The sequence below is a fragment of the Cupriavidus sp. 22TCCZM01-5 genome, assembly GCF_057798915.1.
Genome location: NZ_JBYOJR010000018.1, coordinates 35,671 through 48,183, shown reverse-complemented (window position 1 = coordinate 48,183; position 12,513 = coordinate 35,671). Strand labels below are relative to the sequence as shown.

General features: G+C 67.7%; 12 protein-coding genes. 2 read left to right on the top strand and 10 right to left on the bottom strand.

From position 1 onward, the window contains the following. Positions 1-19 precede the first annotated feature (19 nt). The 10 genes from AC3FNH_RS17755 to AC3FNH_RS17710 form a co-directional block, all read right to left on the bottom strand. Positions 20-1,495 (bottom strand): aldehyde dehydrogenase, encoded by a 1,476-nt coding sequence (locus tag AC3FNH_RS17755; RefSeq protein WP_488721014.1) that lies wholly within the window; start codon positions 1,493-1,495, stop codon positions 20-22. Between the two features lie 41 nt (positions 1,496-1,536). Then, a complete protein-coding gene (locus tag AC3FNH_RS17750) occupies positions 1,537-2,343 on the bottom strand; it encodes an aspartate dehydrogenase (RefSeq protein WP_488721013.1) in 807 nt (268 codons plus the stop codon). A 12-nt stretch (positions 2,344-2,355) separates the two neighbouring features. Next, complete coding sequence (locus AC3FNH_RS17745) at positions 2,356-4,071, bottom strand: thiamine pyrophosphate-binding protein (RefSeq protein WP_276103139.1); 1,716 nt, start codon at positions 4,069-4,071, stop codon at positions 2,356-2,358. Next, the gene (locus AC3FNH_RS17740) at positions 4,064-4,867 is read right to left on the bottom strand and encodes an SDR family oxidoreductase (RefSeq protein WP_488721012.1); all 804 of its coding nucleotides are present in this window, start codon (positions 4,865-4,867) and stop codon (positions 4,064-4,066) included. Before AC3FNH_RS17740 ends, AC3FNH_RS17745 begins: the two co-directional genes overlap by 8 nt. A 5-nt stretch (positions 4,868-4,872) precedes the next feature. Beyond that, positions 4,873-5,730 carry an IclR family transcriptional regulator gene (locus AC3FNH_RS17735; protein ID WP_276103137.1) on the bottom strand — a complete coding sequence of 286 codons (858 nt, stop codon included), beginning with the start codon at positions 5,728-5,730 and terminating at the stop codon, positions 4,873-4,875. A 46-nt stretch (positions 5,731-5,776) separates the two neighbouring features. Beyond that, a complete protein-coding gene (locus tag AC3FNH_RS17730; RefSeq protein WP_276103136.1) occupies positions 5,777-6,313 on the bottom strand; it encodes a cupin domain-containing protein in 537 nt (178 codons plus the stop codon). Positions 6,314-6,353: 40 nt separating this feature from the next. Beyond that, positions 6,354-7,124, bottom strand: coding sequence for an SDR family oxidoreductase (locus tag AC3FNH_RS17725; RefSeq protein ID WP_488721011.1), 771 nt, complete (start codon positions 7,122-7,124; stop codon positions 6,354-6,356). After that, positions 7,117-8,184: an aromatic ring-hydroxylating dioxygenase subunit alpha gene (locus AC3FNH_RS17720; RefSeq protein WP_276103134.1), complete on the bottom strand. Its 1,068-nt coding sequence runs from the start codon at positions 8,182-8,184 to the stop codon at positions 7,117-7,119. The genes AC3FNH_RS17725 and AC3FNH_RS17720 overlap by 8 nt, the downstream gene beginning before the upstream one ends. A gap of 46 nt (positions 8,185-8,230) precedes the next feature. Beyond that, positions 8,231-8,536, bottom strand: coding sequence for a recombinase-like helix-turn-helix domain-containing protein (locus AC3FNH_RS17715; RefSeq protein WP_276103133.1), 306 nt, complete (start codon positions 8,534-8,536; stop codon positions 8,231-8,233). A gap of 213 nt (positions 8,537-8,749) precedes the next feature. Further along, positions 8,750-9,595, bottom strand: a complete 846-nt coding sequence (locus tag AC3FNH_RS17710) for an alpha/beta fold hydrolase (protein WP_276103132.1) — start codon at positions 9,593-9,595, stop codon at positions 8,750-8,752. Positions 9,596-10,143: 548 nt separating this feature from the next. Here AC3FNH_RS17710 and AC3FNH_RS17705 point away from each other — a divergent pair. Further along, positions 10,144-11,235: a porin gene (locus AC3FNH_RS17705; RefSeq protein ID WP_488721010.1), complete on the top strand. Its 1,092-nt coding sequence runs from the start codon at positions 10,144-10,146 to the stop codon at positions 11,233-11,235. 199 nt (positions 11,236-11,434) lie between these two features. Next, positions 11,435-12,427, top strand: coding sequence for a Bug family tripartite tricarboxylate transporter substrate binding protein (locus AC3FNH_RS17700; RefSeq protein ID WP_488721009.1), 993 nt, complete (start codon positions 11,435-11,437; stop codon positions 12,425-12,427). Positions 12,428-12,513: the final 86 nt, after the last annotated feature.

Here is a 12,513-nt window from a genome sequence, read left to right as displayed (position 1 = left end):
TCTCTCCAGCGTGCCGGGCTCAGTTGGCCCACGGCAGCGGTTGTTCGTTCAGGCCCCAGTACACGCTTTTCTGCTCCATGTACTGCAGGATGCCCAGCCTTCCCTTCTCGCGCCCGAGGCCACTGTCGCGCCAGCCGCCGAACGGGGTAGAAATGGAAAACTGCTTGTAGGTGTTGATCCACACGTTGCCGGCTTGCACGGCGCGTGCCACGCGCCAGGCGCGCTTGTAGTCGCGCGTCCAGATGCCGGCCGCCAGCGCGTAGACGCTGTCGTTGGCCTGTTCGATCAGATCGTCCTCGTCATCGAACGGGATGGCCACCAGCACCGGCCCGAAGATTTCTTCCTGGGCGATGCGGGCGTGGTTGTCCAGGCCCTCGATGATGGTCGGCGTATAGAAGTAGCCGTTGGGCAGGCCCGCGACGTCCGGGCGCAGGCCGCCGGTGCGAAGCTGGCCGCCGTCCTGCACGCCCATGGCGACATAGGACTCGATCGAGTCGCGGTGGCGATCAGTGATAAGCGGGCCCATCTGCGTGCGTTCGTCAGCCGGGTCGCCTACGCGCAGGTGCGCGGCACCGGCAGCCAGGCGCTCGATGAACGGCTCGTACTGCGAGCGCGCCACGAACAGGCGCGAACCCGCGATGCACGATTCGCCCGACGAGCTGAAGATGCCGTACAGCACGCCGTTCACCGCGTGGTCCAGGTCGGCGTCGTCGAACACCATGGTCGGCGACTTGCCGCCCAGTTCCAGCGACACCGGCATCATCTTGTCGGCCGCGATATGCGCGATGTGCTTGCCGGTGGTGGTGCCGCCCGTGAACGACACGCGGCGCACCAGCGGATGCTTGGTGATGGCGTCACCGATCACCGAGCCCTTGCCCGGAAGCACACTGATCAGCCCCTTGGGCACGCCCGCTTCCTCGCAGATGCGCGCCAGTTCCAGCGCCATCAGCGGCGTCACTTCGGCGGGCTTGACCACCACGGCGTTGCCGGCGGCCAGGGCGGGCGCCATCTTCTGCGCTTCGCTGGCGATCGGCGAATTCCACGGCGTGATCGCGGCCACCACGCCCATGGGCTCGTAGACGCTCATGGTCAGGCAGTCGCCGCGCTGCGGGGTGATCTGCTCTTCCAGCGTTTCGCAGGCGGCGGCGAAGAACTGGAAGGTGCTGGCGGCGCTGGCGACCAGCGCGCGGGTTTCGCTGATGGGCTTGCCGTTGTCGAGGCGCTGGCGCTGCGCGAGCGGCTCAGCCTGCGCGCGGATCAGCTCGGCCACGCGGTACAGCACGGCGGCGCGCTCGTGCGGCTTGCGCCGGGCCCAGCCGCTGGTCTCGAACGCGCGCTGCGCGCCCTGCACCGCTTCTTCCACGTCCGCGAGGCTCGCGGCGTTGAGTTCGGCCACCACTTCGCCGGTGGCCGGGTAGCGCGTCGCGTAGCGGTCGCCGGTCCCCAGGCGCCATTCGCCTGCGATACAGATGGGGAGTACTTCTTGCGTCTTCATTGTGGTTGCCTGCTTGGTCTGTGGGGGCCGGCCGCTGCCTGCTAGATCGATACCGCGTGCGCCCGGTTGCCCAGCGCGCGCACCACGCTGAACACCGTCAGCGCCGAAGTCTTGGGGTTGGCCGCGAGCGGCTTGCCGCGCATGGTCAGCTCGAAGCCGCCGAACGCGCCGCGCGCTTCCACGTGGTGGACGTTCTCGACAGCGTCCGGGTCGGCCAGCAGCCGCACCGAGGTGCGGTCCAGCCCGAGGCCGGCCAGCGACACCGTGGCCGCCACATTGGCGTTCTTCGGGTACAGGCGGGCCGCGTCGCGCGCGGTGCCTTCGAAGATCACCGTGGGCTCGGTCAGCGCATCGAGGTCGAACAGTTCCGCAGCCGGCGTGCCGGTCCAGGCACGGGCCGGCTTGCGGCCGGTGTAGATGACCTCGTCGAGGCCGCCCACGCGCGCCGCGGCCAGCGCGTCGATGGCGCCGATCGCGCCGGACAGCAGTTGCACCTGCGTCTTGCCGCGGCGGGCGGCCGCTTCCAGGCGCTCGGCCATGCCGGGCTCGGACAGCGCGCCGACCGACACCACCATGCACGGGATGCCACGTTCCAGTGCCGGCACGACGTGCTCTTCCAGCGCCTGGTGGCCCGCGCACTCGACCAGCAGGTCGGGACGCTGGTCACCGTCGACCAGATGCGTCGCCACGCGAACGTTCGGCACCAGCGCCGACAGCGCGCCGCGTGCCTCATCCATCTGGCCTTCCGGCACGATCACCACGTCGAACGCGACATCCGGATCCGACTTCAGCAGTTCCAGCACGCCGCGGCCGATCGCGCCGCATCCCACCATGGACACATGCAGCATGGACATCTCCCTTCAGGCGGTCGTGGCGGTGGTTGCCGGCGCGGCAATCGGCGCCTGCTTGTTCACCGGCGGGCCGGCGAACACGGTCTTGAAGCTGCCGATCGACAGCATGTCGATCTCCAGCAGGAACGGACCGGCTTCGGCCGTGGCTTCCTGCAGCGCGGCGCCGACGTCGTCCAGGCTGCTGACGCGGCGGTGGCGCAGCGACAGCGACTGGCACAGCTGCGCATAGTCGGGCGTGTGCAGGTCGACATAGTGGCGGCGGCCGCCGTACTGCGCGTCCTGGATGTTCTTGATCACGCCATAGCCCTTGTCGTTCATCAGCACGATGACCATGTCGGCGCGCTCCTGCACGGCGGTGGCCAGCTCGCCCAGGTTCAGGATGAAGCCGCCGTCGCCGGCCAGCGTGAAGGTCTTCTTGCCCGAAGCCGTGGCAGCCGCGCCCACTGCGGCGCCGATACCCATGGCCAGGCCCTGGCCGATGCCGCCGCCGAGCGCATGCACGCCGGCACGCGAGTCGAAAATCTGCAGATGGCGGTTGCCCCAGGTGCTGTTCGACACGGTCACGTCGCGCACCCAGTTGAAGTTGCGGCCCACCGCCTGCTGCAGCGCCTGCACCAGTGCCGCGTACGGGCCCAGGCCATCGACCAGCGCGTTCACCGCGGTGTCGTGAGCGCGGCGCAGGTCGCCGGCAAAGGCCGGGTCGATCTGCATGCGGCCTTCCAGGCGGTCGGCCAGCGCGTCCAGCGCCAGCGCGGCGTCGCCGCTGACAAAGTAGTCGCTCTGGTAGCAGCGGCCTTCCGAGGCCGGATCGGCGTCGATGCGCAGCAGCGGACGCGGCAGCTTCAGTTCGTACTTCAGCGTTTCATTGCCGCGCAGGCGCGAGCCGACCACCAGCATGGCGTCGCACGTCTGGTAGAACGACTCCACCGGCTTGTGCAGGTTGTAGGCGCCCAGCGAGCGCGGATCGTCTTCCGCGACGATGCCGCGGCCTTGCGTGCTGGTGACGACGCCGAAGCCCAGGTCGAGCAAGCGCTTGACCTGCTTGCTGGCGTGGCGTGCGCCACCACCGAGCCACAGCATCGGACGCTTGGCCTTGGCCAGGCGCTCGGCCAGCGCGTCCAGCGCGTGGGCCGACGGCTGGTGTTGCGGCACCGGCAGCGGCTTGAGGTCGGCCGGCATGTCGATCAGCGCGGCCTGGATGTCGATGGGGATCTCCACGCTGACCGGACCTGTCGGCGCCGTCAGCGCGGTCTGCACGGCCAGCTTGATCGTGCTGATCGCGGTGTCGGCGCTGCGCACGCGGAAGGCGGCCTTGGACACGGCCTTCAGCATGGTGAGCTGGTCCGGGGCCTCGTGGATATATGCAAGGCTCTGGTCGAGGTACGGCGTTTCGATCTGGCCGGTGATGTGCAGCATCGGCGTGCCGGCGGTCAGGGCTTCGACCATGGCGCCCGCGGCATTGCCGGCGGCGGTGCCGGTGCTGGTCAGGCACACGCCCAGGCCGCCCGTGGTGCGGGCGCAGGCGTCGGCCATATTGGTGCCGCCCGCTTCGCCGCGCGCCGGCACGAAGCGGATGTTGCCGCGCTCGCCCATGGCGTCGAGGATCGGCATGTTGTGGATCGAGATCACGCCAAAGGCAGCCTTGACGCCGCACTGTTCGAGAAAGGCCGTGATGGCGCAGCCCACGGTGACTTGCTGTTGTTCGTACTGTTGTTGGTTAGGCATGACGGGAGTGTCCTCCGGAGATATCAATATGGCTGCCCGTGGTGTACGAAGACAACGGCGAGGCAAGGAACAGGATGGCGCGGGCTGCCTCGACGGGCAGGCCCAGGCGGCCGAGTGGAATATGTTTCTGCTGGGCCAGGCGCGCGGTCCACGCGGCCCAGTCCAGGTGTTGGTCTGCTTCGGGGCGCGCCTCGAAGCGGCGGCGCCACTGGCCCGATTCGACCAGCCCGATCAGGATGCCGTTGACGCGCACGCCCTTGGGCGCGAACTCGGTGGCCATCGAGCGCACCAGGTTCAGCACGCCGGCGCGCGCGGCGGAGGTCGCCACCATGTGCGGCTCGGGCTGCTGCGCGAGCAGCGAGTTGACGCAGACAATGGCGCCCTGCCCCGATTGTTCGAGTTGCGGCAGGAAGGCGCGCGTCGGGTGGATCACCGAGAAGAACTTGAGCTGCAGCTCTTCCATCCAGGCTGCATCTTCGGTATTTGCGAAGGTCGAGACGCGGCCCTGGCCGGCGTTGTTGACCAGCATGTCGACGTTGCCCAGCGTCGCCTGCACTTCGGCGGCGAATGCGGCGACCTGTTCGGGCTTCAGCACGTCGCAGGTGGCGGCATAGAGCCGGCAACCGGGGAAGGTCTCGCGCAGCTTCGCTTCGGCGCTGCGCAGGCGCGCTTCGTCGCGGCCGCACATGGCCACGGCGGCGCCCGCTTCGAGCAGCAGTTCGACGGTGGCCAGCCCGATGCCGGAGGACCCGCCTGTGACGACGGCAACCTTGCCGTCGAGTTCAATCATGGACATTGTCCTCACTCCCGATACAGATTCACGACCTTGCCGCCAGTGCCTTTCAGCGACGGCCGGTAGTCCAGCAGGCGCGACAGCTCGGCCGCGGTGTCCCGCACTTTTTCCAACATCGAATCGAGCTGCGCCGGATCGATGTGCGCGGCCGGAATGGTCGCGCCCAGCGCCGCCACCACCTTGCGGGTGCGGTCGCGCACCGGTGCGGCGATGGTGGAGATGCTCGACTCGAAGAAGCCCTCGTGCAGCACGTAGCCGCGCTCGCGGTCGTGCTGCACGAGTTCGTACAGCGCTTCGACGCTGACCGGCGTGCGCTCGGAGAAGGCTTCGAGCTGCGGCTCGGGGTACAGCGCGCGCAGTTCGTCGAGCGACAGGTCTTCGAGCAGCACGCGGCCGAGCACGGTGGCATGCGCGGGCAGCCGCGTGCCGACATTCACGGTGCTCGCGAACGGGCGCGGCGACACCGCCTTGGCCACGTACACGATCGAACGGCCGTCGCGCACTACCAGGTTGGTCGGATAGCCGATCTCGTCGCGCAGGCGCTCCAGCAGCGGGCGGCCCAGCTCGGTCAGCTCCAGCGACGCCAGGTATTCGAAGCCCAGCCGCAGCACGGCCATGCCCAGGCGGAAGTCCCGGCCGCCGTCGGCGCGCTCGACAAAGCCGAGCATCTCGAGCGTGGTCAGCAGGCGGAACACCGTCGAGCGCGGCACCTTCAGCCGACGCGCCAGCTCGGCCGCCGAGATCGCGCGGTCCTTGCTGTTGAACTCGCCGAGCAGGCGCAGGCCGCGCTCGAGGCCCGGGACGATGTACTTGTCCGGGAACTCGGCGGCGGATTGCGTGGCGTTGGCGGACGGCAGGGCGGTCATGGCCTGGGTACCTGGTGATGGCGCGAAGTGCGGGCGGGCGCGCGCATCAGCGCTTGATCTTCGACAGCGGGTGCTCGGGCGGGTACGTCGGCGTGATGGGCTTCTGGGCGCCCAGCATCACGCACATCAGCGCGTCTTCCTCGCCGATGTTGATTTCCTCGCGGTACACGCCGGGCGGCACCGAGACCAGGTCGCGGTCGGTCAGGATGGTCTCGAAGCGCTCGCCGTCCTTTTCCAGGATCAGCTTGATCTTGCCGCGCATGACGAAGAACACCTCTTCCACGTCGGTGTGGATGTGCGACGGGCCTTCATGGCCGGCGGGGATGATCATGGTCGAGAACGTGAAGTGCTCCGACGGCACGGTGTTGGTGTCGGCAGCCACGCCGGTGCCGCCGGTGCCCAGGTAACGCATCTGCGCGCGGCGGTACTTCGGGTCGTAGTCGGCCTGGAACTTCAGCGCGTCCCAGTCGTACTTGCGCGTGGAGAAGCGCGCGACGCGGCTTTCCATCCACTGGTCGAACGAGGCGCCTTCCGGTTGGTCCCAGGAACGCTTGATGTTTGCTGCTTGAGACAGATCGCTCATTTGGATTCCTTCTGTTTCAGTGGATCAGTGGATCAGTGGATCAGTGCATGACAAAGCCGCCGTTGACGGCCAGGGTCTGGCCAGTCACGAAGCGGGCAAGATCGGACAGCGCAAACAGCACCGCGCCGCAGACATCGTCGGGCAGTTGTTCGCGCTGGATGGCGCGCTGCTCGCGATACAGGTCGTGCCGGTGCTGCGGCACGTATTCGGTGGCTTCCACCAGCGTCAGGCCCGGCGCCACTGCGTTGACGGTGATCTGGTCGCGGCCGAGTTCGCGCGCCAGCGAGCGGGTCATGCCGATGATGGCGCTCTTGCTTGCCACATAGGCCAGCAGGTTGGGCGCGCCCCACAGCGGCGTGTCGGACGCCAGGTTGATGACCGCGCCGCGGCCGCTGGCCTTCAGGGCCGGCAGGCAGGCGGTGGTCATCAGCCAGGTGCCGCGCACGTTGACGTTCATCACGCGGTCCCAGGTGGCGATGTCGATGGCGCTGGCGTCGCGGCCGCCGGAGTCGGTCACGGCGGCGTTGTTGACCAGGCCGTCCAGGCCGCCCAGGCCCTTGACGGCGACGTCGGCACAAGACTGGATCGAAGCGGGGTCGGACAGGTCCACCGGCACCGCCACCACCTTGAAGCCGCGTGCGCGCAGCGCATCAGCTTCCTGCTGCAGGCGGTCGGCCAGGATGTCGGCCATGGCGACCGTGGCGCCGGCTTCGAGCAGCGACTTGACGAAGGCCAGGCCCAGTCCGCGCGCCGCGCCGGTGACCAGCACCTTGCGCCCCGCCAGCAGAGCGTTGTTGGTAGCCTCAGGCATGGCTTGCCACCCCGCCGGCAGGCTTGAGCATGGCGACCGGCTCGTCGGCGATCTCCTGATCGGCGCGGCGCTTGAGCAGGCGGCGCACACGCGTGATGCCAGCATCATGCTGGTACAGCATCTCGTGGTCGCGCGCCTGCGGCGCCAGCGATTCGAGCACCACGCGGTCCTGCTCCAGCACGTCCCAGTGCAGCTGCTCCAGGCGGTTGCGATACAGGAAGCGCCAGACGTCGCGCTGCCAGCCCTGCACGTGGCGGGTACGCCAGAAGAACACCATGCAGTGGTCTTCATCGACCGGCGTGGCCATGCCGACGATGCCGAACGGGCCGCCGGGGCCGACCTTGTCGCGATACGGAATCGCCAGGCGCAGCCACAGCGTGCCGGTCTCGCCGAATTCCACCCAGTCGAAGTTCACGCCGCGCTGGCCGACCTTCTCGAAGATCAGGCCATGCTCGGTTTCGCGGATCTGCATCACGGCCGACTTCTCGCCGCAGGCCATCGAGTGCGACACGGCATGCAGGTAGGCGCCGTGCATCGGGTCCATGACGTTGTCGATGGCGTAGCGGTAGTTGCAGTCCCAGTGCGCCACGCACAGGAAGTTGCTGTGCTCGTCGCTGACCAGCTCTTCGGGCAGGCGCAGCACGTCGGGGCTGCCCTCGCCCTCTTGCGGGGCCTGGTCGCCGAACCACAGGAAGATGGCGCCAGCCTGTTCCTGCACCGGATAGCTGCGCACGCAGGTGCGGCCTTCCAGCGGGCAGCTGTCCACGGCCGGCACGCTCTTGACCTGGCCGTCGCCGCCGACTTCCACGCCGTGGTACCAGCAGGCGACGCGGTCGCCGAGATTCCAGCCCATCGACAGGCGGGCGCCACGGTGCGGGCAGCGGTCTTCCAGCGCGTGCACCTGGCCGGCGTTGTCGCGCCACAGCACGATGTTCTGGCTCAGGCGGGTGATGCCGATGGGGGCGTGGGTCACCGCCCACGAGGCGGCCACCGGGTACCAGTAGTTGCGCAGGCCGCTGTTCAGGCGGGCTTCGGCGCGGGCTTGCTTGTTCGATTCCATGTTTGTCTCGCTCGGGCTCTGGGCTGTTCAGTCGGGCTGGCTGCGGTCAGGCGCCCAGCCGGCGCATCTCGGCCAGGAAGCGCTCTTCGGTCCAGGTCTTGCCATCCAGGCACAGGAAGTTGGTGGCATTGAAGGCACGGACGATGTCCGCCGGCGATTGCGCGCCGCCTTCGAATGCGGCTTCAAGCGCGTCGCCCAGTGCGTTCTCGTACGCCGAAGGTGCGTCGGCGCGGGTCTGCCACACGATGTTGGCAACCTTGCCCGGCTGCTCGATGTGGCCCTTGCCCGCGACGTTGTTCGGGGCCGGACGCTCCCAGGGCACCAGGTTGGGGTTGTACGAGAGGCTATCCATTGCGCTTTTCTCCATGTCTGCCTGCGTGGGGACCGGTTTCATCACGCTGCGGCCTGAGCCAGGTCGCTTGCGCTTTGTTTTACTAATGAAACACTGGTTTAGATATTGAACACAGGTACGACTATAGACAACGATGATTCAAAAATTGACTAGGGTTAACCCGCGAAACGCGGAAAGTGATGCCGGGGGGGCGTGCCCCGGCGGACGAAGGGACTAGCGGGCAGCCGCGGGCAGGGCGCCGCGGATGAGACGAGCCGTCGCCGCAGCCTGGTCGATGTAGCACGCGTGGCCGGCATCCGGCACCGGCGTAAATGGCAGGCCGAAGCGCTCCGCCAGCAAGCCGCAGGCCACCGGCGTCGTGACGATGTCCCGGCTGCCGCAGGCAATCTGTACGGGCACTGCCGCGGGACGCTTTGCCAGGTAGGCATCGATATCGTCCCCGCACAGCATGGCCACCGCCTGGCGATAGCCATCCGGGCGCAGGCGCCGCATGTTCCAGCGCACCCACGCATGCGCGCCGTCGTCGGCGCTCTCGCTCAGCAGTCGCCCCGGGCCGCGCTCGGCCAGTCCTTCCACGCCCAGCGATGCCAGCGCGTCCAGCCGTTGCCGCGCGACTTCGCGCGCCTTGTCTTCCTTGCCGGGTCCGCCATAGCCCTGGGCCACGCTCATCAGCAGCAGCTGCGCGGGCAGGCCGGCATCATCCGCGCCGGCCACATAGGCAGCTGCCATCAGCGCGCCGAGCGAATGGCCGACGATCAGGTCCGGGCGCAGGCCGAGCGTGCGCAGCCATTCCCGCAGGCGCGCCGCATAGTCCGCGGCTTTCGGCTGCGCTTGCGCCAGCGGCGTCGAATCGCCATAGCCAGGCGCATCCCATGCAAGCACGCGCGCGTGCGCGGCCAGCAGGCTGGCGCAAGGCAACCATGAGGCTGCCCCGGAACTGATGCCGTGCAGCAGCACGATCACCGGGCCGGCGGTGCCGCCGCTTCGATAGGCGACCTGCGCGCCGTTCCCGACCTGCGTGACACGTTCCGCAAACCCGCTGTCTAGTGCGGCCAGCATGTCCTGCGCCGGCGGGCACGAATCTTGATAGTCATCTCGTTCCATATATAAAACTTAGGTTTGCAAATGAAACCTTATGACTATAGAAGCTGGGCTGCCGCAAAAGGATCAGGGTTAACGATAGGCCGTCTTCTGCTGGATGTGGCGGCTCTTGGTTGGTGCATGCGCCCCTCTCGCCCTACTGCCGGCGAGCGTGGCCGGGCTGGCAGTCTGCAAAGTCTTTGCTGGCGCGCCTTTCATTCCAAACATAGGGCCGCACAGTGCGAGAGCCTCATGACTGCCGGATCACTGCCGTGCACGCGTGCGTGCACAAGCAGTGTGCGGCCTGCGGCTATGCGGCTACGTCGCACTCCCGCCTCACTAGGGATAACCCTCCTCACTCCTCGCGAAAAGCCCCGCTATATTTCGCTGAACGTTTCTTAGGTTGTTTGTAGTTTTATATATGAAACGTTAAAGCGTCTGAAAATGCATATTTTGAGATTTGCAGCAGCCGTACAGGACAGACGAGCCAGAACGATTAGAAGACGGAACAAAGAAGGAAACGGTAGATGAAACTTGCACGAATCGCTGCGGGCCTGCTCGCAGCCTCCCCCCTGCTGGCCTCGGCCCAGTCGGTCACGCTGTACGGCGTGGTCGATACCGGTGTCGAGTATGTGAGCAACGTCGGCGCCAACGGCTACGGCCTGACGCGCGTGCCCAACAATACCGCGACCGTCCCCTCGCGCTGGGGCCTGCGCGGTACCGAGGACCTGGGCGGCGGACTGAAGAGCATCTTCGTGCTGGAGTCGGGCTTCGCGCCCGACACGGGCAGCGCCAACCAGGGCGGCCGCCTGTTCGGCCGCCAGGCGCTGGTGGGCCTGTCGAACCAATATGGCCAGCTGTCGTTCGGCCGCCAGTACACCATGCTGTTCTGGGCCACGCTCGACAGCGATATCCTCGGTCCCAACGTGTACGGTTCTGGCTCGCTCGACAGCTACCTGCCCAACACGCGCGCCGATAACGCGATCTCGTACAAGGGCACCTTCGGCGGCCTGACCCTCGGCGCGACCTACAGCTTCGGCCGCGATGCGGTCAACGCCGGCCCGAGCCCCGGCGGCACCAACTGCGCCGGCGAGAACCCCGCCGACAAGAAGGCCTGCCGCGAATGGTCCGCCATGATCCAGTACGCGACCAACTGGTGGGGCGTGCACACCGCGTATGACTCGCTGCGCGGCGGCCCGGGCGCGTTCGCCGGCCTGACCAACAGCAACCTGAAGGACGACCGCCTGTCGGTGGGCGGCTACATGATCCTGGCGCGCACCAAGCTCGGCGCCGGCTGGCTGCGCCGCGACAACGACGGCAGCGCGACCCGCATCAGCGACTTGTACTACGCCGGCGCGTCCTATGACATCACGCCCGCGATCAACCTGGCCGGCCAGGTCTACTACCTGAACTACCACGGCAGCGACAACAAGGCCTGGCTGTACGCGCTGCGCGGCACGTATTCGTTCAGCAAGCGCACCTCGGTGTATGCCACCGCCGGCTTCATCGACAACGGCGGCCAGCTCGCGGCATCGGTCAGTGGCGGCTCGCCGGGTTCCAACCCGAAACCGGGCGCGAACCAGTTCGGCACGATGCTGGGCATCAAGCACATCTTCTGAGAGACGTATGCAACGTGGCGGTCGGGCGCGATCCCCGGCCGCCGCGTTCGAGGCGAACCATCCATTGGCACGCCATAGTCCGCGCGGCTTCCGCCCTGGCCTCCCGGCCAGCACCCGCACGCGGCTGCCCTGAAGCACTCACTTGCCATCGTCCGCGCGCACGCCAGGTGCGCCGGACCCCAGTTTTCAGAGGTCCACCATGAAGTCTGCACGCCGCAAAGTCCTTGCCACCGTCATCGCGGCAGGCGCCGCCGCCATGCTCGCCGGCGGCTCCGCCCTGGCGCAGGGCAACTACCCCAACAAGCCGATCACGATCGTGGTCGCCTACCCCGCCGGCGGCGACGTCGACGTGCTGGCCCGCCTGTTCGCCGAAAAGCTGGCGCCGCGCCTGAAGCAATCGGTCGTGGTCGAGAACCGCACCGGCGCGGCCGGCACCATCGGCAGCGCCTACGTGTCGCGCGCCAACCCCGACGGCTACACGCTGCTGCTGGCGCCGAACACCCTCGCCATCGCGCCGCTGGTGCTGAAGCCGGGCACTGGCGCCAGCTACGACGTGCAGCGCGACTTCACGCCGATCACGCAGATCGGCACGCAGTCGCTGTTCGTGGTGGTGAACAAGGGCACCGGCATCACCAAGGTCAGCGACCTGGTCGCGCGGGCCAAGGCGGGCAAGGTGGAAACCTATGCCACGCCGGGCAACGGCTCGCCGATGCATATCATGGGCGAACTGTTCAACAAGTCCGCCGGCGTCAAGATCAGCCAGGTGCCTTACCGCGGCCTGGCCCCCGCGATCGTCGACGTGCTGGGCGGGCAGGTGCCGGTGACCTTCGTCACCTACGGCGCGGTGGCGCAGTATGTCGGCAACGGCAGCCTGGTCCCGATCGCCGTGGCTGACCAGAAGCGCTCGCCGTTCGCGCCCAATGTCCCGACGCTGGCCGAACAGGGCTACAAGGATGTGGAGATCGGTGCCTGGCAGGCGCTGCTGGGGCCCAAGGGCATGTCGCCGGAACTCGTGAGCACGCTCAACGGGCACATCAACGAGATCCTGAAAATGCCCGACGTGGTGTCGCGCATGGCGACCATTGCCGTCACCCCGGTGGGCGGCGAGCCTGCCGTGCTGCAGAAGCTGTTGGCCACGGACACGGTGCGTTACACGAAGATCGTGAAGGAATTCAATATTCAGGCGGACTGAGTAACGGTCGTTTATAAAAGGGGCCTTCGCCGGGGTTTGTCGGGCTTGGCGGGGCGCCGCTGTTTCGCCGGCGTAGCCGGCGGGGC

What these genes read in the sequence shown, in the direction of transcription:
- AC3FNH_RS17755 (WP_488721014.1), bottom strand. Translation starts at nt 1,495, where the DNA reads ATGAAGACGCAAGAAGTACTCCCCATCTGTATCGCAGGCGAATGGCGC.
- AC3FNH_RS17750 (WP_488721013.1), bottom strand. Translation starts at nt 2,343, where the DNA reads ATGCTGCATGTGTCCATGGTGGGATGCGGCGCGATCGGCCGCGGCGTG.
- AC3FNH_RS17745 (WP_276103139.1), bottom strand. Translation starts at nt 4,071, where the DNA reads ATGCCTAACCAACAACAGTACGAACAACAGCAAGTCACCGTGGGCTGC.
- AC3FNH_RS17740 (WP_488721012.1), bottom strand. Translation starts at nt 4,867, where the DNA reads ATGTCCATGATTGAACTCGACGGCAAGGTTGCCGTCGTCACAGGCGGG.
- AC3FNH_RS17735 (WP_276103137.1), bottom strand. Translation starts at nt 5,730, where the DNA reads ATGACCGCCCTGCCGTCCGCCAACGCCACGCAATCCGCCGCCGAGTTC.
- AC3FNH_RS17730 (WP_276103136.1), bottom strand. Translation starts at nt 6,313, where the DNA reads ATGAGCGATCTGTCTCAAGCAGCAAACATCAAGCGTTCCTGGGACCAA.
- AC3FNH_RS17725 (WP_488721011.1), bottom strand. Translation starts at nt 7,124, where the DNA reads ATGCCTGAGGCTACCAACAACGCTCTGCTGGCGGGGCGCAAGGTGCTG.
- AC3FNH_RS17720 (WP_276103134.1), bottom strand. Translation starts at nt 8,184, where the DNA reads ATGGAATCGAACAAGCAAGCCCGCGCCGAAGCCCGCCTGAACAGCGGC.
- AC3FNH_RS17715 (WP_276103133.1), bottom strand. Translation starts at nt 8,536, where the DNA reads ATGGATAGCCTCTCGTACAACCCCAACCTGGTGCCCTGGGAGCGTCCG.
- AC3FNH_RS17710 (WP_276103132.1), bottom strand. Translation starts at nt 9,595, where the DNA reads ATGCTGGCCGCACTAGACAGCGGGTTTGCGGAACGTGTCACGCAGGTC.
- AC3FNH_RS17705 (WP_488721010.1), top strand. Translation starts at nt 10,144, where the DNA reads ATGAAACTTGCACGAATCGCTGCGGGCCTGCTCGCAGCCTCCCCCCTG.
- AC3FNH_RS17700 (WP_488721009.1), top strand. Translation starts at nt 11,435, where the DNA reads ATGAAGTCTGCACGCCGCAAAGTCCTTGCCACCGTCATCGCGGCAGGC.